Annotated in this window: 17 protein-coding genes; 8 read left to right on the top strand and 9 right to left on the bottom strand. The window is 46.7% G+C overall.

The features are described from left to right. The first annotated feature begins 2 nt into the window (after positions 1-2). Positions 3-401, top strand: coding sequence for an 8-oxo-dGTP diphosphatase MutT (gene mutT / locus BTJ40_RS16860; protein ID WP_108734184.1), 399 nt, complete (start codon positions 3-5; stop codon positions 399-401). 326 nt (positions 402-727) lie between these two features. On the opposite strand, the gene yacG is transcribed toward mutT, so the two are convergent. From yacG to pilB, 5 genes are all read right to left on the bottom strand, one after another. After that, the gene (gene yacG / locus BTJ40_RS16855; RefSeq protein WP_108734183.1) at positions 728-943 is read right to left on the bottom strand and encodes a DNA gyrase inhibitor YacG; all 216 of its coding nucleotides are present in this window, start codon (positions 941-943) and stop codon (positions 728-730) included. A gap of 52 nt (positions 944-995) precedes the next feature. Then, positions 996-1,604 (bottom strand): dephospho-CoA kinase, encoded by a 609-nt coding sequence (gene coaE, locus BTJ40_RS16850; protein ID WP_108734182.1) that lies wholly within the window; start codon positions 1,602-1,604, stop codon positions 996-998. A gap of 105 nt (positions 1,605-1,709) precedes the next feature. Continuing rightward, a complete protein-coding gene (locus BTJ40_RS16845; protein ID WP_108734181.1) occupies positions 1,710-2,594 on the bottom strand; it encodes an A24 family peptidase in 885 nt (294 codons plus the stop codon). A 5-nt stretch (positions 2,595-2,599) separates the two neighbouring features. Continuing rightward, a complete protein-coding gene (locus tag BTJ40_RS16840; protein ID WP_108734180.1) occupies positions 2,600-3,814 on the bottom strand; it encodes a type II secretion system F family protein in 1,215 nt (404 codons plus the stop codon). Positions 3,815-3,978: 164 nt separating this feature from the next. Continuing rightward, entirely contained in the window at positions 3,979-5,691 is a 1,713-nt protein-coding gene (pilB, locus tag BTJ40_RS16835; protein WP_108734179.1) for a type IV-A pilus assembly ATPase PilB, read from the bottom strand. Positions 5,692-6,107: 416 nt separating this feature from the next. On the opposite strand from pilB, the gene BTJ40_RS16830 reads away from it, so the two are divergent. The 3 genes from BTJ40_RS16830 to BTJ40_RS16820 all read left to right on the top strand — a co-directional run bounded on the left by BTJ40_RS16830 (position 6,108) and on the right by BTJ40_RS16820 (position 9,855). Beyond that, positions 6,108-6,587: a pilin gene (locus BTJ40_RS16830; RefSeq protein WP_108734178.1), complete on the top strand. Its 480-nt coding sequence runs from the start codon at positions 6,108-6,110 to the stop codon at positions 6,585-6,587. A gap of 89 nt (positions 6,588-6,676) precedes the next feature. Next, positions 6,677-7,852 carry a serine hydrolase gene (locus tag BTJ40_RS16825; RefSeq protein ID WP_108734177.1) on the top strand — a complete coding sequence of 392 codons (1,176 nt, stop codon included), beginning with the start codon at positions 6,677-6,679 and terminating at the stop codon, positions 7,850-7,852. An 836-nt stretch (positions 7,853-8,688) separates the two neighbouring features. Continuing rightward, the gene (locus BTJ40_RS16820; RefSeq protein ID WP_108734176.1) at positions 8,689-9,855 is read left to right on the top strand and encodes an isoprenylcysteine carboxylmethyltransferase family protein; all 1,167 of its coding nucleotides are present in this window, start codon (positions 8,689-8,691) and stop codon (positions 9,853-9,855) included. 1,283 nt (positions 9,856-11,138) lie between these two features. On the opposite strand, the gene BTJ40_RS16810 is transcribed toward BTJ40_RS16820, so the two are convergent. The 3 genes from BTJ40_RS16810 to imuA form a co-directional block, all read right to left on the bottom strand. Then, complete coding sequence (locus BTJ40_RS16810) at positions 11,139-14,315, bottom strand: error-prone DNA polymerase (protein WP_108734174.1); 3,177 nt, start codon at positions 14,313-14,315, stop codon at positions 11,139-11,141. 81 nt (positions 14,316-14,396) lie between these two features. Beyond that, complete coding sequence (locus tag BTJ40_RS16805; RefSeq protein WP_108734173.1) at positions 14,397-15,902, bottom strand: DNA polymerase Y family protein; 1,506 nt, start codon at positions 15,900-15,902, stop codon at positions 14,397-14,399. 21 nt (positions 15,903-15,923) lie between these two features. Then, complete coding sequence (imuA, locus tag BTJ40_RS16800; RefSeq protein WP_108734172.1) at positions 15,924-16,646, bottom strand: translesion DNA synthesis-associated protein ImuA; 723 nt, start codon at positions 16,644-16,646, stop codon at positions 15,924-15,926. Positions 16,647-16,837: 191 nt separating this feature from the next. Between imuA and dcd the strand changes: the two genes are divergently transcribed. Genes dcd through BTJ40_RS16785 form a run of 3 tightly spaced genes read left to right on the top strand, consistent with a single transcriptional unit; the run spans position 16,838 to position 18,834 of the window. Further along, the gene (gene dcd, locus BTJ40_RS16795) at positions 16,838-17,407 is read left to right on the top strand and encodes a dCTP deaminase (RefSeq protein ID WP_108734171.1); all 570 of its coding nucleotides are present in this window, start codon (positions 16,838-16,840) and stop codon (positions 17,405-17,407) included. Positions 17,408-17,440: 33 nt separating this feature from the next. Next, positions 17,441-18,649, top strand: a complete 1,209-nt coding sequence (locus BTJ40_RS16790) for an NAD(P)/FAD-dependent oxidoreductase (RefSeq protein ID WP_108734170.1) — start codon at positions 17,441-17,443, stop codon at positions 18,647-18,649. After that, positions 18,649-18,834, top strand: a complete 186-nt coding sequence (locus BTJ40_RS16785) for a hypothetical protein (RefSeq protein ID WP_108734169.1) — start codon at positions 18,649-18,651, stop codon at positions 18,832-18,834. The genes BTJ40_RS16790 and BTJ40_RS16785 overlap by 1 nt, the downstream gene beginning before the upstream one ends. A gap of 123 nt (positions 18,835-18,957) precedes the next feature. On the opposite strand, the gene BTJ40_RS16780 is transcribed toward BTJ40_RS16785, so the two are convergent. Continuing rightward, positions 18,958-19,227: a hypothetical protein gene (locus BTJ40_RS16780; protein ID WP_108734168.1), complete on the bottom strand. Its 270-nt coding sequence runs from the start codon at positions 19,225-19,227 to the stop codon at positions 18,958-18,960. A 146-nt stretch (positions 19,228-19,373) separates the two neighbouring features. On the opposite strand from BTJ40_RS16780, the gene BTJ40_RS16775 reads away from it, so the two are divergent. Then, a complete protein-coding gene (locus BTJ40_RS16775) occupies positions 19,374-19,583 on the top strand; it encodes a DUF3820 family protein (RefSeq protein WP_108734167.1) in 210 nt (69 codons plus the stop codon). The last annotated feature ends 57 nt before the right edge of the window (positions 19,584-19,640 follow it).

Raw genomic sequence — 19,640 nt, 5'->3', positions numbered from 1 at the left:
GGGTGAGTAAGGTTGTCCATGTTGCTGTCGGTGTAGTAACCCGAGGGGATGGCAAGATCCTGATTGCCCGCCGCCCCGACCATTTGCATATGGGAGGGCGCTGGGAATTTCCCGGTGGCAAGGTGGAAGCTGGTGAGTCTGTGCAAGATGCGCTCTATAGGGAGTTACTTGAAGAAGTGGCTATTGAGGTACAGGAGTTGCAGCCGCTGCTAGAAATTCGCCACGACTACCCTGAAAAGACTGTGCTGCTGGATACCTGGCAGGTAACGCAATTTGCCGGTGAAGCTCTTGGACGGGAGCAGCAGGAAATTAAGTGGGTGCCTGTTGGGGAGCTGGACAATTTCCACTTTCCCGATGCCAACCAAGCCATTATTGAAGCGGTAAAAGGGAGCTTCTCTTAAGCTTTAGCGCGAACAGCTGCTTGCAGGCAGCTGTTCGGGTGGGGTTGGATGGCCAGGGCTTAAGGAGACTTTGAATAACTCCGTAATACCTCTGCGGGTCTTGAAGGCTGCAGATGTTAGGCGCAGCTCGCCGTGAATGGCCGTAGCCCTTTGCAAAAGCTGCAACGCAGCAGCTGTGGCCTTCAAGGCTCGCCCTCCGGGGCTTGCAGAGCGATTCACACTCCGCGTTACGTCTTCTTGAAAGGTCTAGACATTCCTGCGAAGCCGCTCCTTGATTGTGAACCGCTCTGCATGCCAGAGGCATCACGGAGTTATTCAGAGTCTTCTTAATGGCGGGGTTTGTTTGGATCCAGGTCATCACTCAGCACATCGTCATACACTGACTCCCCGGGAATCTTGTGTCCCTCACTGGCCCATTCGCCGAGATCAATCAGCTTGCATCTTTCGCTACAAAAAGGTTTGAAGGGAAACTTATCGCTCCATTCAATGGGCTTTTTGCAGGTGGGGCAATTGAGTGTCGGCGTTACGCTGGATTTAGGCATAAGATAATTCGGGCTTAAAAATCGTCAGGGTTACAATTGTACTCTAATTAACTTAGCCCGATTGCTCCGCCTGGGCAATCTGTAAGTACTTCTGGTGAAGCTGTTCTACTTGCCCCCTAAGGATGGCTAAATCTGTAGTGTTATCCAGCACGTCATCGGCTCTTTCCAGTCTTTGCTGTCTTGTGAGTTGGGTTGCCATGATTTTACGAATTTGCTCCTGCTGGCTGTTATCTCGTGCACTGGCGCGCTCAAGCTGCAAAGCCTCAGGTAGGTCGACTACGCAAACCCTGTTAACCAGCTCATATTGGCCTGATTCAATCAGAAGGGGGGATTCCAATATCGCGTAGGGGCCTTGGCTTCCGTTTAGTGAGGAAGTTATCTCTTTTCTGATCAGCGGGTGTAAAAGACTTTCAAGCCATTGTCGTTCGCTTGGGTTGTCAAATATCAATGTGCGCAGTTTGCTCCGGTCTAGCTCGCCGCTTTCCAATAAGGCACCAGCACCGAAGTGTTGGGCAATCTGTTCCAGGGCGGGCTTTCCCGGTTGTACCACAACCCTTGCCGCCCAGTCGGCATCTACCACATGAATACCCAGGTCTCGGAAATACCCAGCTGCTGCTGATTTTCCACTACCGATTCCACCGGTTAAACCTACTGTAAACAATGGCAAGCCTCCCCAAAAAGGTTGCAGTAAAAATAAAAACCCCGGCCAGATCGCTGGCCGGGGTCATAGTAATGCAATTGGGTGAAAAATAGTGAACTGATCGCTTCAGCTGGTAAGTCCAGAGATATTGAAATACCAACCCATGATTTGATCACCCCAGAGCATTGCGATCCAGCCGGCACCAGCGAGATAGGGGCCAAAAGCAATGGGCAGGTTGCGATCCCGCCCAACTGCGATACTCCAAGAAATGCCAGCAACTGCGCCAACAGCAGCGGAAAGCAGTATCACCAGCGGCAGCATTTGCCAGCCAAACCAGGCTCCAATAGCCGCCAGGATTTTAAAGTCCCCGGCTCCCATGCCTTCCTTACCGGTAACAATCTTAAAGATATGGAAGACCAGCCAAAGTGACAGATAACCGGCGATAGCGCCGATCACTGCATCCTGCAAAGAGGTAAATACTCCCCAAATATTGATCAGTAAACCGGCCCAGAGCAAAGGCAAGGTGATGCTGTCTGGGAGTAATTGTTTGTCAAAATCAATACCTGTCAGGGCGACTAGAGCCCAGGTAAAGAAACATCCAGCTAGTGCCTGCCAGGTGAAACCCAGCTGCCAGACAACAATAGCGGTCAAAATACCGGTAACCAATTCCACCATTGGGTAGCGCTTGGAAATCGGGGTACCGCAGGAGCCGCACTTGCCGCGAAGTAAAAGGTAGCTAATGATGGGGATATTTTGCCAGGCTTTGATCTCAACCTGGCATTTTGGACAATGGGAGTGTGGAAGTATCAGGTTAAAAGGCTTTTCTAACTCTTTCTGCTCTTCGGCAGATGGCTCTGTGCCAAAGTAGCTGTAGAAATCCCGCTTATATTCCCGCTCCATCATAACGGGGAGGCGCAGGATTACGACGTTGAGGAAGCTGCCTATAAGGAGGCCTAAAATAAAAGCGCTACCTATGAGCAGCGCTGGGTATGTTGATAATACTTCTAACATTTTTTCTAGATAACAGCTCCCAGGTTGAAGATAGGTAGATACATGGCCACCATTAGACCGCCAACCAAAATACCCAGGACGGCCATAATCATTGGTTCTAGTAGGGTGGTAAGGTTATCTACTAAATTATCTACTGCCTCTTCATAAAAATCGGCAGCTTTTCCAAGCATTTCATCGAGAGCCCCAGATTCTTCACCAATGGCTGTCATTTGGATAAGCATGGTTGGGTATAGCCCTGACTGGCGCATCGCCAGATTCAAGGGAACGCCGGTGGCAACGGAATCCCGAATTTTTAGTGTGGCTTCTTCGTACACGCAGTTACCGGTTGCTCCAGCAACAGATTTGAGGGCGTCAATTAGAGGGACACCGGCAGCAAAAGTGGTAGACATGGTTCTAGCAAAGCGGGCGGCAATTGAGTTGTATGTAATCGTGCCAAGTATTGGTAGACGAAGCATGAGTCTATCAAAAGCCTCTGCTACTTTTTTGTTGCGCTTTTTTATTTCAATCGTGCCTGAGATGATTGCAACTACAGCCAGCAATGCAAAAAACCAGTTTGCTTGCATCCAATCAGAAATGTTTACTACTAACTGAGTAAACGCAGGTAGGTCAGCACCAAAACCGGCGAAGGTTTGTGCAAATTGTGGTACCACTTTAATCAAGAGGATTGATGTAACGATTACGGCTACAACAACCACTGCAATAGGGTAAGTCATTGCTTTCTTGATTTTTGCTTTAAGGGACTCTGTCTTTTCCTTATAGGTGGCGATCCTGTCCAGCATAGTCTCCAGAGCGCCAGACTGCTCACCGGAGGCGACTAGGTTGCAAAATAGATCATCGAAATAAACAGGATGTTTGCGCAGGGATTCGGAGAAACCTGTACCGGAGGCGACTTCTTCGCGAATTTTTAAAATAAGCTCCTTTAGTGCTTGGTTATCAGAGCCATCTGCAACTATGTCAAAGCTTTGAACCAGGGGTACTCCCGCTTTCATCATTGTTGCCATTTGACGTGTAAAAATAGCAATATCCGCAGGTTTAACCTTACCCTTGCCACCGCCAAAAAGGGGTTTTGGCTTCTTTTGCACCTTGTTGGCAATAATACCCTGCTTACGAAGTTGGGCTTTGATTAGTGCAGGGCTAGTTCCACTGATTTCACCCTCGACCTTCGCGCCCTTACTGTCTATACCTTTATAGATATATGTTACTGCTGCGGCGTTGGCCATAGTTATTATTCCTGCCTATTGTCTCTTGATACCAGTTTTCAAGCTGGGACTCTGAATGTTATCAGACCATTGGGTGTTTAGGGGCGCTGAAAACGATGTGTAAACAGCTCCTGATGGTGTTCGATTATTATCTCTGCCATCGCCAGAAGTTAGTTTGGGGTTACTTAATCTTTGGTAACCCTGTTAGCTTCCTCTAGGCTGGTTACTCCCATAACAACCTTGCGTAGTGCGGACACCCTCAGGTTATTGAACCCCTCTGATTTTGCCTGGTCAGCGATCTGAATTGAATTGCCTCCTTCCATTATAATTCTTGCTATGCCATCGGTGATGCGAACCACTTCATACACACCAACACGCCCTTTGTACCCTTTGGAGCAGTGCTCACAACCGACAGGTTGAAAGATTGTCCACTCTTTTTCAGGAATAGTCACAGCTTCAAAGCCTTCGGCTTTCAATACTTCACTTGGAAGAGTCGTTGGTTTTTTACATTCACCACAGAGTCGTCTCGCTAGGCGCTGGGCAATAATAACGCTAACAGAGGTTGCAATATTGAAGCTGGGTACACCCATATTCATAAGGCGAGTGAGAGTTTCAGGTGCAGAATTGGTGTGGAGAGTTGAAAGAACCAAGTGGCCGGTTTGTGCGGCCTTGATGGCGATCTCGGCTGTCTCTAAGTCCCGAATCTCTCCCACCATGACGATATCGGGGTCCTGTCGTAAGAAGGAGCGAAGGGCTTCAGCGAAGTCCAGTCCTACCTTGGAAGACACGTTAACCTGGTTGATGCCTTCCAGGTTGATTTCTACTGGGTCCTCGGCGGTTGATATATTGCGTTCTGGCGTGTTGAGAATATTTAGGCCTGTATAGAGGGATACCGTTTTTCCTGACCCTGTAGGGCCTGTAACCAGAATCATTCCTTGAGGTTGAGCCAGTGCATCCATGTAGATCTTTTTTTGCTCATCTTCATAGCCGAGAGCATCAATCCCCAGTTTGGCTGACGATGGATCCAGGATACGCAGTACAATTTTCTCTCCCCATAACGTTGGGAGGCTGTTTACTCGGAAGTCAATGGCCTTGGTTTTAGACAGCTTCATTTTGATACGGCCATCCTGCGGCACGCGTCGCTCGGAGATATCCATTTTCGACATCACCTTTAGGCGCGCAGAAATACGGGGTGCTAGCTGAATCGGGGGCTTGGCCACTTCGTGGAGAACCCCGTCGGTGCGCAGTCGTACGCGGTACGATTTTTCGTAGGGCTCAAAATGAATATCAGATGCGCCGGTACGGATGGCATCGAGCAGTACTTTATTGACAAAACGGACCACCGGCGCCTCATCGCCACCCGGGGCATCGTCATTGTCCTGGTTATCTTCACCATTGCTGACATCTAAAGAGTCCAGCTCCTCATCGTCTATACCTTCAAGACCCGCTCCAATATCCTCTCCGTTGGAAAGATAGCTCTCTATCGCCTTGCTGAGTTTATCGGCCTCCACCAGAACGGCATCGGTATTCAGGCCGGTATTAAAGTTGATTTCATCCAGACCCGCCAGGTTAGTGGGGTCCGCAACAGCAATAAAAAGCCGATTTCCCCTTTGGTAGAGAGGTAAAGCAAAATGTTTATTGATCAATTTTTCATCTAGAACATCCCTGGGAAGCTGCTCAAAATTAAAGCTGCTGAGGTCCATCAGAGGTGAGCCAAAGGCCTGTGATGCAATAACAGCGAGCTCTTTACTCTTTACGAGCTTGGTCTCTATAACATGCTGGGCAAAAGTCTGCCTGGCCCTTTGCGCTGCCTTTAGTGTCGATAGGGCAGTTGTCTCATCGAGAATATTATCTGCCACCAATTTTTTGGCAAGGCCGCTTAAGGGGGGGGTGCTCATGATGAAAAATTACTCACGAAAAGAGTCGCTGATAGTGGTTTTTGCCATGCCATAAGGTTGGCTTATTTCTACAGCTAAATGTTTGTGTTTTAAGTAACTGCTGTATAAAGATTCCAATATAGCGAATAAGATGTCACTAGCCAAATGGCCGTCCCCCTAAAGCCGTTAAGTGTTTATCAAGTCTCAGCTTGGCAGGTTCTGACATTTTTTGTCAGTTAGCATGCAAGTTTGTCGGCTAGCGGCTTGGCTTTTTTGCCTTAGCAACTGAATTGTGCTTCTGGTCGCATTAATAAAGCCCGTACCATCGTATGTCTTGCCAGAGTTGGCATAAACCTTGTATCTTGCTTCTCGACTTCCTCACGGGATGCTTTCCCTAGCGGGATTCAATATCTAAAGTCTGTATGGAGACGGTTACAATGAAAAAGCAACAGGGTTTTACTCTTATTGAATTGATGATCGTAGTAGCGATCATCGGTATTCTCGCTGCGGTAGCGATCCCGCAGTACCAAAACTACGTGGCTAAGTCCCAGGTAAGCCGCGTAATGACTGAAACTGCAGCGCTGAAAACAGCTGTTGAGACCTGCTTACTGGAAGGTATTACCGACGCAAGTAGCTGTGAGCTGGGTTGGACTGACAGCAACCTGATCGGTGCTACAATTCAGACTGGCCTGGAAGTTGAGTTAAGCGCTACTGGCGATAGTACTATTGAAGCTACTTTTGGCGGCAATGCTGCTGCCGCACTTCACGATTCAACTTTGACCTGGACCCGTGATTCCGCTGGTGTTTGGGAATGCAACACTACCGTCGGTACCGTTAGCGCAGCATATGAACCTACTGGTTGCTCTGCTGCTGCTGATACTACTACCAGCACCAGCACCAGCACCAGTGGTGGCTAATTTTAGTTAGCATTGCAGTCAAAAAGGCACCTTCGGGTGCCTTTTTTATGGGATCTGGTTTGTCTATTGGTTATTAATCAGGCTTATAGATGGGTAAGTGTAATCTTTCCTGGTTCAAGGTATTGTCTTGGGCGGCTGTGCTTTTTTTGTGCGGTGCTGGGGTGCATAGCTGGATGCTGGATCAAAAAAATACTCTGCGAAAAATTTACCCGCTCTCTGCGCCTCTCTCATTAATAACTATGCGCTGTAGCGACGATGCCCCTGATTGGATGGGGGAAATGATTCGTCGAAGTGTGTGGGAACCTAGGGCCCTTTCTTCTCAAATTGCTTTTATAGATAAAATTGGGCAATTACACTATTGTAATGTTGGCTGGAGTGATGGCCCTTTTGTTTCTGAGCCAGTGAGCCAAGAGACCCGGTTCCGCTATGGAAGCATGACAAAACCCATTACTTCTGCATCCATATTGCTATCAGCGCAAGAGGGGCTTTTTTCCCTTGATACGCCTCTTGTAAAATTACTCAACATAGAGAGTGGTATAGGCAATTCGAAGCTGGGAAGAATAACAGTCACGCATCTAATGACCCATCAATCGGGTTTAAAAGGGAAAGCTTTTGGTAAGCGTGAGTCCCTATGGTGCCCATATAATATGTCGAATATAGTAAATGTTCGATTGTCGGAAAGGGCACTAGAGGAGACAAATTATTCTAATCTTGGTTATTGCGTATTGGGCGAAGTACTTTCTGAAGCTTATCAGCGTGGGTATAGAGAGACAGTAGAACAATTATTTAAGTTGAAAGATCGAGGGATTCTATTTGCCGGGCATGCTAATGAAGCAGACGAGGTTTGGCATGACTATCGATATAATAGTTTTTATGGAGAATCCTATCTGCCCCGATTTGATTATGAAGCTGTTTCTGCTACTGCAGGTATGACCGGTAGTGCTTCTGCTTATGCGCTTCTTTTGAAGAGTATTTTAGATAAAAAGCTTCCTGGATTTCTGCACTGGGAGCCGAGAGAGATTAGTGCTATATGTGATATTAAAAAGATTCGTAGTTGCTATGGGGCTGCATTCTACTTATTTCAGTCGCAGAATGGTCGGCGATTTAATGTAAAAGAAGGGTACATGCCGGGATCTGCAGGCTTTGTTGCAGTAAATGAGGAGGCGGAAATCTTTGTGTGGCTTGGGAACTCTGATACTTTGGATGCTGTGAAAGGGGAGGGGATGACCGCTTATCTCAACCTTTTGGGGCGGGCAGCATTTTAGTAAAGCTGCACTGGCTCCTTGGTAGTTATGGTAAGGCTTGGCACTTAAATAGTATTACATATAGTGGCTAGATTCCCAGAATAAGTGGCACACGCTTGGTCACCAAAATTTCAATGCTCTCCTATGATTTAACACCTTTCATAACTGATTATTTATACGAAAAGGCTTCAATAAGCTCACTCTTCGAAGGTATGGCGATCGCTATATTCTTTGTGTGAATCGTCTTAGAAACTCATTGTTATTTTCGTTAAGGTCTCGCCCCAGGAATGATAAGACTTTGCAGAATGGATTTACGCTTCAGTATTCAATTTATTGATTTGTGCCCTGCAAGCTCTTCACCATTGTCGAACTTAGCGTAGTTTAAATGCCATCTGATAAGGTTTGAGCAGGCGCTTGATTACCTTGCTCACTTTTAATTGCCACTCGTACGCTAAGCGGTAGTATGGATATTCTCTTCGCCGGAGTTGCTAGCAAAGGGTCTTTCCGATAGGCAGCGTTACCGCTCCCTGGGCCTGATTCGCACTTTTCATCAGGGTCAAGGAGTGCTTATGAATGTAGGGATTGCAGGGGTTTTGTTTTCTTTAGGACGATTTAGCTACGGCACAAGGGTTTAGGTTGAATAGCTCCCCCCAATTGAGAGCTTTGATCTGGTATCGTTCTTTCAGGGGTGACTGGTTGGTGCGGATTCCCTGGCTTGTTTGTGGAAGCTGGTCAGCCTATAGTCATCTGGCTTCTTTCATTATTGCCACGCGCATCGGTTATTATGAAAATCTAGGGTATAATTTAAATTTTTGGTGGGATTATCCTACCTCTATTGTTAATAAGTAGGGTTTTTTGTGTATAACGTTAATGGGCTATTTTTGGGGGTAGCATCTCTAGCTCTTCTTTTAGTGGTTTTGCTAGGGGGGCTAATTTTAGGTGCTCCAAACTATAGTGTGGCTATTATTCTTCTGGCTAGTCTGGCTAGCTTCATGCTATCAATTTGGAAAGAGGGCTTAGGGTCGCAGAAGGAAATTCCTAGAGATATTCAAAGAATAAAGCAAAAGCTATTTGGCCTTCTAGTCTATTTCTTGCTTTTTGTGCTGCTAGTAAAGTTCCTGTCAATTGTGTCTGTCCCCCATGAGAAATTCTTTTTGGGGTACTTACCATATATTTTTTCTATATTTCTTTTTTTTGTTCTTTATTTTATTTATTGCGACAAGTTTGAAGCTCTTAAAGATGATGAGTGGAGTGCTTTTAGATATTTTTTCGCTGATGGAGGGAAGGCAGGATTGTTCCCGGTTTTGAGGGGAATTGTATTAAAGGCTCTATTTTTACCACTGATGTTTCTTTGGCTTGATGTTTCGATCTGGAAGTTTATGGATGGCGGGATCTCACGGCTATTATCACCAGAAACCTTTATTGTAGAGTTTATAAAAATTGGAACGATATTTGACCTGTATATAGGCTTCCTGGGTTACTTGCTTGTTTCTCGTTTAAACGGTTCAGGAATGCATGTGGACGATGGGTGGCGGAGCTGGATATTTTGCCTTGCTTGCTATCCGCCTTTTTATAATATTGTTCAACTTTTGTTGAAGCCCTCAGATGATGTTTATTGGGGGGATTTTTTTACGAGCGGAAGTGCGCAATTTTATATTTGGGGTGGAATGCTGGGTGCTCTCTGGGTTATTTACTGGTGGTCAACGCTCTCCTTTGGTCTGAGGTTTTCAAATCTTAGCTATCGAGGGTTGGTTGATCAAGGGCCTTATAAATATGTTAAGCACCCTGCTTATTTAAGTAAAGTCTGTTATTGGTGGCTGCTGACGGTACCCTTTGTATCTCCTCTTGGCAGTTGGGGAGTTATTCAGAATGTTATTTGCCTCAGTGGTATCTCCTGGATATATTTTATGCGTGCGCGGGAGGAGGAGCGTTTTCTTTCAAGGTTTCCTGAGTACCGAAGTTATCAAAAAAGGATTCAAAGGGAAGGGTTGCGTGCTCGCATAAATAAGCTGCAAGTTTTGTAAATTAATGTGTGAGAAAATGTTATTGTGCTTATTTTTAAGTAATAACTGCAATTTCTTTATGCTGCAAGAAAATCATCTTGCAGCCCCGTAAATAAATCATTCAGTAACCTTCCATCCAGATTCGCTCCTGGTTACCTATTTAGGTGATCTATTACAAATTGAATCTGCTCATCTGTTACTTTATAAAAAACGGTACCCTTTGGGAAATACTGCCGAATGAGACCGTTAGTATTTTCATTGATTCCTCTTTCCCAAGATGAATGGGAGGAAAAATAAATGCCAGCTTAGAAGTCTTTTGCAATTGTTTCATGGCTAGGGAATTCAAGGCCCATTGCCGAAGGTAATTGTTTTTACCTCATTTTTTAAACTCACGATATGACTAGCTGCTGTTTCAGTCATCAGGTCTGATCGCTTACTTGTCAGTCTAATGATAACGGTAATTAACGTCTTACCCTTAACCATTGTCAGTAAAGCTCTACCATACTCCTTGCCTATAGTGGTATCATTTTTCCGGTCATCTATTCGATTCATTCGGTCCACAACAGCTGTTCGATCATCTTTGCTCACCCTATTTTTGGTCTTTCCGCGGCGATCATATTTATCGTAGCGCTTGCGATAGGGCTTTGATGTAATTCTAAGATGCCTGTATAAGTCTCCATCATTTGCCAGACCTAAACAAATGAGTTGGTAAATCGTCTCATGATGTAGCGATACATCCGTTTGTTTCTTTAAGTAGCTTGCTGTCTGATGAGGATTTAATTCTTTCCGAGTTAGGATGTCTATTTATTGCTACACTCTATCAGCCACTTTTTGTGCTTTTTACACTTACTGGGGTCTTAGTTCTGCAAGCTTATGTGCTTGCCATGGACGATATCCTCTTATGTCGTAGCTCTCGGCTGATCGTCGAAGGGTGCCCTCTAACAATTTTGTTTTTGTCTTATTGACCGCATTATCTCAGGCTGTGTTATTGGAAATACTTCGAGTGGTGTGTAACATTTTTGGAGGACGTTTTTTGTGATAGTGACAGTAGAGAGGCTCATTCCATTTTTACTTCATTTCTTGAAGTCTAGTAGGTTTTTAGCTTCTGCAATATGCTTTTCATAGTGTCACTGACCTTTCAGTAGAATACTCCTATATAGGGTTAAATTTGAACGAAGTTATTTAGTTTAGCTTCGAGTCGGCAGACCTCAAGCGCCTCTTTCCATTCTCGTCACTGAATGAAGTGGAGCTGCTTGATTGAAAACTGCTTGATAAAACACTGGGGCATCTCTAGGGGAGTTTTTTTAATGAAAATTTCTTGTCTTCTGGTAATTTTTCTCACTGATACTTGATATTCTTCTGGCGATGACATGAGTGGTCTTATAGCTGTTGTTATTGGCCTCTTTAGAGATTTGTAGCTCCCCATGAACAATCAATATGCCTCCATGGATAATCTCTGCTTTATATAAGGTTTGATAGGCCTCATAAATCACTACATTTATGCAGCCTGTTTCATCTTCCAGGGTTAAAAACATCACTCCAGATGCGCTTCCGGGCCGTTGTCGGCAAGTTACCAGTCCAATGATCTCAATTCTTTCCCGATCACAACAGTAGGTAAGGTCCTTTGCTTTAGTATATTTCTGAAACTTTTTTTGCCTTCTTAGTAATGCGACAGGATGTTCGCCAAGGGTTAGCCCTGTGCTACTATAGTCAATGTCGCTACTGTCTTTTATATAATTTCGCGGTAAAAAACTTGTCTGTGGCTTGCTGTGATCGGTTTCTATAGAAGTCCAATTGTCGTTATGGCGATTTCGAGTCAAGCTGATAAATGCATTAGCCTTAGTAAGGCAGGAAAGCTGCTCATGGTTTAGCTCTAAAAGTTCTTGAAACTGTCCTAAAGAAAGGAGTTTTGTATCCGCTCTAAGCTTTAGGATAGCTTTCTCTGTGGTTTCTTTTAGCCCTTTAATTAGACGCATGCCCAGACGTAAAGCGGGAGTTTTATTGCTGAATGTTGAATTTTCCCTGAGCGGCACTGCCGGCGTATTAACTACTGATTTTCCTTTAGCGCAGTAATTTTTCGATGAAGCTCTTTCTTGAGGTGAAGAGAGCTCTTGTATCTCTAAGCTGTGATTCCAATAGCTATAAAGTACATCAATAGGCAAAACCTTAACTCCGTGGCGTTGAGCATCATAAACTAGCTGTGCCGGAGCATAGAACCCCATCGGCTGACTGTTGAGCAGCCCACAGTAAAAGGCCGCTGGATGATGGTATTTAATCCAGGCAGAAAAATAGGCTAAAAGCGCAAAGCTTGCAGAGTGAGATTCGGGGAAGCCATAGGAGCCGAACCCCTTCATCTGGTTGAAGAGCTGCTCAGCAAAACTTTCCCTATAGCCATTACTTTGCATCCCCCGCACAAGCTTACCCCTGAATTTATACAAGTCCCCATTTTTTCCCCAGCTTGCCATGGCTCGGCGAAGCTCATCCGCTTCACCGCCGCTAAACCCTGCTGCGACCATCGACAGCTGAATAACTTGTTCTTGAAATATAGGCACACCGAGAGTGCGCTCAAGCACTGGGCGTAAACTGTTATGAGGGTAGCGTACGGTCTCTAATCCCTGCTTGCGTTTCAAATAGGGGTGTACCATGCCGCCTTGAATTGGACCTGGGCGGACAATGGCGATTTCTATAGTAAGCTCATAAAAATTTCGAGGTTGTAATCTTGGCAGCATGCTCATTTGAGCGCGAGATTCAATTTGAAAGACTCCAACGGTATCGGCCCTGCACATCATTTCATAGACCTGTGGATCTTCGGCGGGAATATCCTGCAATCGCCATTTGGGGCCGTATAGAGCAATATAATTCAGGGATTTACGCAGTGCAGTCAGCATGCCCAGCGCGAGCACATCGACCTTCATTAGCTTTAAATCTTCGATATCCTCTTTGTCCCATTGGATTAGGGTGCGATCCTCCATAGCGGCATTTTCAATAGGAACCAGCTGGTGCAATGGCTGCTCAGTAATAACAAAGCCACCGACATGTTGCGATAAGTGTCTTGGAAAACCATATATCTGTTGTAGTAACTGTGGGAACATTTTTCCTGTTACGCTGCTCGGGTCTATTCCCACTTTCTGCATCTGCTGGGGAAAACTATCTAGAGTATCCCACCAGGCGCGTTCGGCAATCAGGTGTTCTATTGTTGCAGTGTTGATACCGAGGGCCTTGCCGATATCTCTTACGGCACTTTTATACCGATAGGTGGTTTTACTGGCAGCAAGTCCTGCTCTTTCCCGACCATATTTTCTGTAAATATACTGAATGACTTCTTCACGCCTTTCGTGTTCAAAATCTACGTCAATATCTGGGGGCTCATTGCGTTCCCGGGAAATAAAACGTTCAAACAGTAAGCCAATTTTATGAGGGTCTATCTCTGTAATAAATAGACAGTAGCAAACCACAGAGTTGGCTGCAGAACCGCGGCCCTGGTACAAAATATGATTTTTCTGGGCAAACTGGACTATATCGTAGATGGTCAGGAAGTAATGCTCATATTGCAATTCAGATATTAAGGAGAGCTCTTTCTTTATTGTTTCATCAATTCGCGTTTCTGGACCCTGCGGCCAGCGGACTGACCTTCCTTTTTCTACTAAATCCCTTAAGTAGTTGCTGGCGTTACTTCCGCCTGGAATGACTTCTGATGGATACTCATAATTGAGCTCACTTAAGCAGAAAGTACATTGGTTGGCTATAGAATACGTGTTTCCGATGGCGTCTTTGGAGTTTAGGGATTGAATGTCGTCCAAACTACGTAGGTAGCGTTCCGCATTTTGCTCTATACGATACCCTAGATCATCCAGCGTGCAGTTATGATAATTTGCATTGAGTACATCTTGTAGTGGTTTTCTACTATTGCAATGCATCAATACATAGTTAGTTGCAACAAGGGGGATGCCTTCTCTTTTTGAAAATTCGATAATTTTATTGTGCTTAAGGTTTTCCTCTGCATGTAGATGATTATTGATGGCAATATATAGACGCCTTTTGAAGCTGTCTTTAATTTCTTCAGGTATTTCTAATTCTGTGGAATTTGGAATCCATATGGCGATTAAATTTTTACATATTTCTACCAGGTCACTTAAGTAGGTGATGTACTTTCCTTTTTCAGCTCTTAAGCGTGATTTTGAAATTAACTGACACAGCTCACTATATGCTGTTTTGCAGGGGGCTAGTAAAACTATTTCCTTGCCTTCGTGTAGGTGAAAATAACTGCCATAAATCAGCTTAAAGTCTGGATTCTTTTCATCTGTTAATTTTATATTCTGTAATTCTTTGTAAGCTCTTACAGCTCCTGAAAGAGAGCACTCGTCTGTGATGGCCAGGCCTGAGTATTGCAAGTTATAAGCTGTGCGTACTAACTCTTGCGGGTGTGAGGCCCCTTGTAGAAAAGAAAAGTTGCTTTGACAGAAGAGTTCGGCGTACCTCATGCGGATTCTCTCGGTGTCTATCTATTGGTTGTGGTGGAATCTGGATCTCGGCGAAAACCGGCATTCATAAGGGGCTAAGTGCTAGCTATAAATTCCATGTAAAAACCACTCTTCAGTGGTAAGATCCTGAAAGACCCAGTAGAGTTCGCCTCCTGAATTTTTTGCGATGTAATAATCCCGTCCGTGGCGTCCATGCTGCCACCAGTAACCGTCAATTCGCTCTGGTCCCTGTAATAGTTGCAGTTCCCCCTGGTAATATAATTTGTGTTCGCTACTTTCCAGTTTAGTGGGGCGGGCCAGTAGCCAGTTGGGGCGTGATGCTTGGATGGGCTTAACTTGTTGTCCCTTGGGGTTACTTTTAATTATTAGAGTGTCGGCACTTTGCCAGGCTTGTTCCGGCAGGTAGCTTTCTTTTAAGGTAACTCCCGATAAGGCTTGATGGCCGAGGCGGGCTTTTAATTTATCTAAAAGCTGCTGGTTGCGCTGAAGTTGGTTGCCTTCACCAAATAAATCCTCATCCAGTGATCCCTTTTCCAAGGGGTGTAAATGGTTGCAACTTAAACAGATGGATTGCACTGGCTGATCGAGTGTTACTCTTTCCAGCTGTAGTTTGGTCAGGGCTATCAAGCGCTGGGGGTCGAGCTGTGGGTTGGAGGTTTCTATAGTTATTACCTGGACTTTGTTTTTGCCGAAGTCCATGTGCCAGTTTAATTGTTGGGTATAGAGCTGGCGTCGCTGTAACTGTGAGCAAAGTTCTCGGAGCAGGCGCCCGATAGGGAATAGCAGTTGCTCGCTATTATCCAGAGGGCTGGGGAAAAACAGTTCATTTCGGAATTGTGTTGGTGGCTGGTAGTTGCAAACCGGGTCCTGTCGACTTCCATTAAGGCGTGCCAGGTAATCCACAAATGAGCGACCAAAACGAGAGCCTACCTCTGAGAGGGGAATGGCGAGTAGCTGGCTTACTCGTTTGATGCCACATGCGTAGAGTTTGGAAATGGTTTTGTTGTCGCAATTAAGAAGCTTGGTTGGGGTAAAGCTGATCCACTGCTTCCACTGCTGTGGGCTGGGGGGGGTATTCGTTTGTATTAGCCAGTGCCTGTGTTCCGCTAGCTGACTCAGCAAATGGGCTGCGCTGGGGCTGTGGCCGAGGCCCATTAGGCTGTCGATCCCCATCTGTTCAAGTTCGCTTTCTATCTGCCTTATCAATGCCTTGAAGCCGCCATTGGCTTTTAGACTGCCACTTAGCTCCAGGTAAAGGTGAGCTGATGTACTTTCACCATTGCTCATAGGGCCTGCCGGCTGAGGTGAGACAAGCGGGGTGAAGCTGTACCCCCATTGGGCCAGTTGCTGTAACTCTTGTTGCTCCCGCTGCAAATCGCGCTGTAATAGCTGCAGGTCTGCACATAGGGCAGTTGCAGTGGCAATACTGAGCCCGCTTTCAACCCCACACTGGAGTGCAGCCGGACTGCTCCCAATTACCATCTGCTTTTCAACCACGACCTGGGGTGAGTCATCTTCTCCTTGTTCTTGTGCGCGGATCAGTACCTCCAGAGGGAGCTTGGGAAATTGGATACAGAGCCAGAGCATGATGTTATCCCTTGAAACTGTTTAGTGCAGCGGCCGGTCGCGGCGGATCAGTTTTGCTGCTCTTGCCAGGTACAGGTGTTGGCCAGAGGTTCCGCCCAATTGTTTCAATAGCTTTAGTGCGAGCCGCCCCTCTCCAGGCTTGAGCTGTAGGCGAAGGCTTGCCGGCGAGGGGGTCGCTGATTCACTCTGCGGGCGGAAGTGGAAATGCAGGCAGTCTCCATTGCGGGCAGCGAGTTGCAAACGGCGAAGGTCTTTGTGCCCCAGTGACTGCCGCCCTTGCCAGCTGAGCAGGGCACCGCAGCTTCCGGATTGCAGAGACTGCTCTATTGCCCAAAGTGTATCTTTGGGGCCACGAGGATGCAGGATCAGCAGGTTTTCCAGGCAGACGCCACTGTTGGCCAGCGATGGCGCATAGGGGATATGAGGTGGGTTGACCAGTATCACCATATGACCACGCTGGGTGAGATCTGCCATTGCTGGAAGTAACAGGGTGAGTTCACCAATACCGGTCTGATCGAGCAGTAGTTCTGTTGTGGCTCCTCGTGGCCAGCCGTGGGCTGTTAGCAGTGCATCGAGACTGGAGGAGCCGCTGGAGATACCGGTCCGCCGCCGCCGGGGCTCATTGGCTGCCTGCCAGATATCGGCCCTGGCGAGTAGCTGTGCCAGTTTCTGCTTTTTTGAATGACTATCTAACTGTTTGTTTTCTATAAGGTTTTCTACGCTGCCCACGATTTCACCACTCATTTTTGACCCTAGCTGGCCCATATCTCCGGCTAAATCTGTATGTGTATACAGTTATACTGTTTATTTATACAGTATTCATTCAATGGCAACAAGTGAGAAATCATTGCATTGGCACTTTTTTGTACAGCCCAAACCCGCTATGATTCCGCCTCTTTTATTGAGCGCTTTTTAATTTATTCAGGGGGGACGGAGTGAGTATCAAGTCCGATAAGTGGATTCGCCGCATGGCCGAGCAGAACGGCATGATTGAGCCTTTTGAGGCAGGCCAGGTGCGTCATAGCGAGAATGGCGATCGGCTCATCTCCTATGGCACCTCCAGCTATGGTTACGACGTTCGTTGTGCCCGTGAATTTAAAATCTTTACCAACGTACACTCTGCCACGGTTGACCCGAAAACCTTCGACGAAAACAGCTTTGTGGATGTAGAGGGCGACTACTGTATTATCCCGCCAAACTCCTTTGCCTTGGCGCGCACAGTGGAGTATTTCCGCATTCCGCGCTCTGTGTTGACGGTTTGCCTGGGCAAATCCACCTATGCCCGTTGCGGTATTATCGTCAACGTAACGCCACTGGAACCGGAGTGGGAAGGACATGTGACTTTGGAGTTCTCTAATACCACTAACCTGCCGGCAAAGATCTATGCCAACGAGGGTGTGGCGCAGATGCTGTTCTTCGAGTCCGATGAAATCTGTGATGTGTCCTATGCCGATCGCGGCGGCAAATACCAGGGGCAGCGCGGCGTAACCCTGCCCCGCACCTGATCATTGATCTCACTGCGGTACTGTTTCCTATCTATGTTAGAGGTTTCTAACAGTCAGCTACCTGACAGCGTCGATGTATTGGTCATTGGCGCTGGGGCAGCGGGACTGATGTGCGCAGCTACAGCGGGCCAGCGCGGGCGCAGCGTGCTGGTACTGGATCACGCCAATAAGGTTGGGAAAAAAATTCTGATGTCCGGTGGTGGCCGCTGTAATTTCACCAATCTCTATACCAGTGCAGAGAATTTCTACAGTAATAATCCCCATTTTTGTAAGTCTGCTCTGGCTCGCTACAGTCAGTGGGACTTTATAGCACTGATTGAGAAACATGGGATTGCCTATCACGAGAAAACCCTCGGCCAGCTGTTTTGCGATAATAAATCAAGAGATATTGTCGACTTACTTTTAGCGGAGTGCCGTGTAGCTAAGGCGCAGGTTCGCACTCGCTGCAGCATTGCTCAAGTTAAAGCTCTGGGGCAGGGGTATCGGGTCGAAACCAACATGGGCGCGGTTACCTGTGAGTCCCTGGTTGTGGCAACTGGTGGCCTCTCTATCCCAACTATGGGGGCGAGTGGATATGGCTACGAGGTTGCTCGTCAGTTTGGGCTGGATATTGTTCCTACTCGAGCAGCACTGGTGCCGTTTACCCAGAATAAACGGCAATTGGAGCGCCAGAACACTCTGCCTGGTACCTCTCTTTCGGTGACAGCTTCTTGCGCTGAAGGTAGTTTTCACGAGCAGATGCTGTTTACACACCGGGGATTGAGTGGTCCTGCTGTTTTGCAAATCTCCAGCCACTGGCGTGAGGGGCAAACTGTAAAATTTGACTTAGCCCCGGAAGAAAATCTGGCGGAGTGGTTACAGTTACGTCGACAACAGAGTCCAGATAGCCACTTGCACAGCGTTTTAGCTGAGATTTGGAGTAAAAAGCTGGTACAGTTTTTCTTGCAGCGGGCACAAATCAGCAGTCGTCCCCTAAAGCAGTTTGGGGAGATTGAATTGCGGCAAGCTGGTGATAAATTACAACACTGGAAGTTAACGCCGGCGGGCACTGAAGGGTATCGTACTGCGGAGGTGACTTTAGGCGGGGTCGATACAGCACAGGTTTCTTCTCGAACTATGGAATGTAAAACCCAGCGAGGGCTTTATTTTGTCGGTGAGGTTCTTGATGTAACCGGCTGGCTCGGCGGATTTAATTTTCAGTGGGCCTGGGCTTCGGGACATGCCGCAGGGGAGGTGGCTTAATGGGAGATGTTATTCCTTTCAAAAGAAAAACCACCTGGCAAAAGCATAAAGGCAGCACCCTGTGCAGGGAAGGCTTTCACAAATGGAAAGTGGTTACTGAGCGCAAGTTTGACGTAAGGCAGGGAAAGTTGGTGACTGAATATCGCTGTGCACGCTGTGGTAAGACCAAAACGAAGCTCCTGTAATTTTTATCTCCCGATAAGTTAACTGCCCTCGAGTTTGGTTCCCCTGATTAATTTAATGGTGCGAGTGTGGAGATAGAATCACACTCGCACCATTTTTATTGGCTTCTAAATAGAAACCGCAAATTAATAACGATAGTAGCGGCCGCGATAGCGATAATAATCTCTGCGTTTTCTCTCCCTGTCGTAGAGATATCCTGCACCGGCACCAATAACGGCACCTGCAGCAGTACCGCCGGGGCGTCCGCCACTAATCAAGGCACCTGTCACAGCACCGATACCGACACCGGTGCCAATCCGGCGGTCCGTATCACTCATATTGGCACAGCCCGTACCTCCGAGGCTTGCGGTCAATACCGCGGCCAAGCTGAGATACTTGATAGCTTTGATACGCATAGGCACCTCTGTTACTTAAGGTTGAGGTATAAGAGATCGGCACAGGCCGAACAATTTCGGTGCCAGTGTAGAGTCCGCTGTCACGGGTAACAAATCCAAGTTGGGGTTTCATTCCCTTTTTTTACTGATATTTAGGTGATTGTTGAGTGTTCGAAAAACAGGACTTAGTGGAACTGGCCCGTCTTAAAATGCCGTTTGGGAAATACGCAGGTCGAGTCTTAATAGATTTACCCGAGGAGTACCTGCTTTGGTTCGCAAAGAAGGGGTTTCCCGAGGGGCGCTTGGGGCAGCTGATGACACTGGCTTTGGAGATAAAGGTTGAGGGATTAGAGAAACTTATCGATCCACTGCGCTGACTTCAGGGTAAGTATTTAGCTGATTTAGGCCAGTTTGGTCTCTGACTACTTGACATT

It is taken from the genome of Microbulbifer sp. A4B17 (genome assembly GCF_003076275.1).
GTDB lineage: Bacteria > Pseudomonadota > Gammaproteobacteria > Pseudomonadales > Cellvibrionaceae > Microbulbifer.
This window is presented reverse-complemented; position numbering and strand designations above follow the sequence as displayed.

What these genes read in the sequence shown, in the direction of transcription:
- yacG (WP_108734183.1), bottom strand. Translation starts at nt 943, where the DNA reads ATGCCTAAATCCAGCGTAACGCCGACACTCAATTGCCCCACCTGCAAA.
- BTJ40_RS16845 (WP_108734181.1), bottom strand. Translation starts at nt 2,594, where the DNA reads ATGTTAGAAGTATTATCAACATACCCAGCGCTGCTCATAGGTAGCGCT.
- BTJ40_RS16840 (WP_108734180.1), bottom strand. Translation starts at nt 3,814, where the DNA reads ATGGCCAACGCCGCAGCAGTAACATATATCTATAAAGGTATAGACAGT.
- pilB (WP_108734179.1), bottom strand. Translation starts at nt 5,691, where the DNA reads ATGAGCACCCCCCCCTTAAGCGGCCTTGCCAAAAAATTGGTGGCAGAT.
- BTJ40_RS16830 (WP_108734178.1), top strand. Translation starts at nt 6,108, where the DNA reads ATGAAAAAGCAACAGGGTTTTACTCTTATTGAATTGATGATCGTAGTA.
- BTJ40_RS16825 (WP_108734177.1), top strand. Translation starts at nt 6,677, where the DNA reads ATGGGTAAGTGTAATCTTTCCTGGTTCAAGGTATTGTCTTGGGCGGCT.
- BTJ40_RS16810 (WP_108734174.1), bottom strand. Translation starts at nt 14,315, where the DNA reads ATGAGGTACGCCGAACTCTTCTGTCAAAGCAACTTTTCTTTTCTACAA.
- BTJ40_RS16805 (WP_108734173.1), bottom strand. Translation starts at nt 15,902, where the DNA reads ATGCTCTGGCTCTGTATCCAATTTCCCAAGCTCCCTCTGGAGGTACTG.
- imuA (WP_108734172.1), bottom strand. Translation starts at nt 16,646, where the DNA reads ATGAGTGGTGAAATCGTGGGCAGCGTAGAAAACCTTATAGAAAACAAA.
- BTJ40_RS16790 (WP_108734170.1), top strand. Translation starts at nt 17,441, where the DNA reads ATGTTAGAGGTTTCTAACAGTCAGCTACCTGACAGCGTCGATGTATTG.
- BTJ40_RS16785 (WP_108734169.1), top strand. Translation starts at nt 18,649, where the DNA reads ATGGGAGATGTTATTCCTTTCAAAAGAAAAACCACCTGGCAAAAGCAT.
- BTJ40_RS16780 (WP_108734168.1), bottom strand. Translation starts at nt 19,227, where the DNA reads ATGCGTATCAAAGCTATCAAGTATCTCAGCTTGGCCGCGGTATTGACC.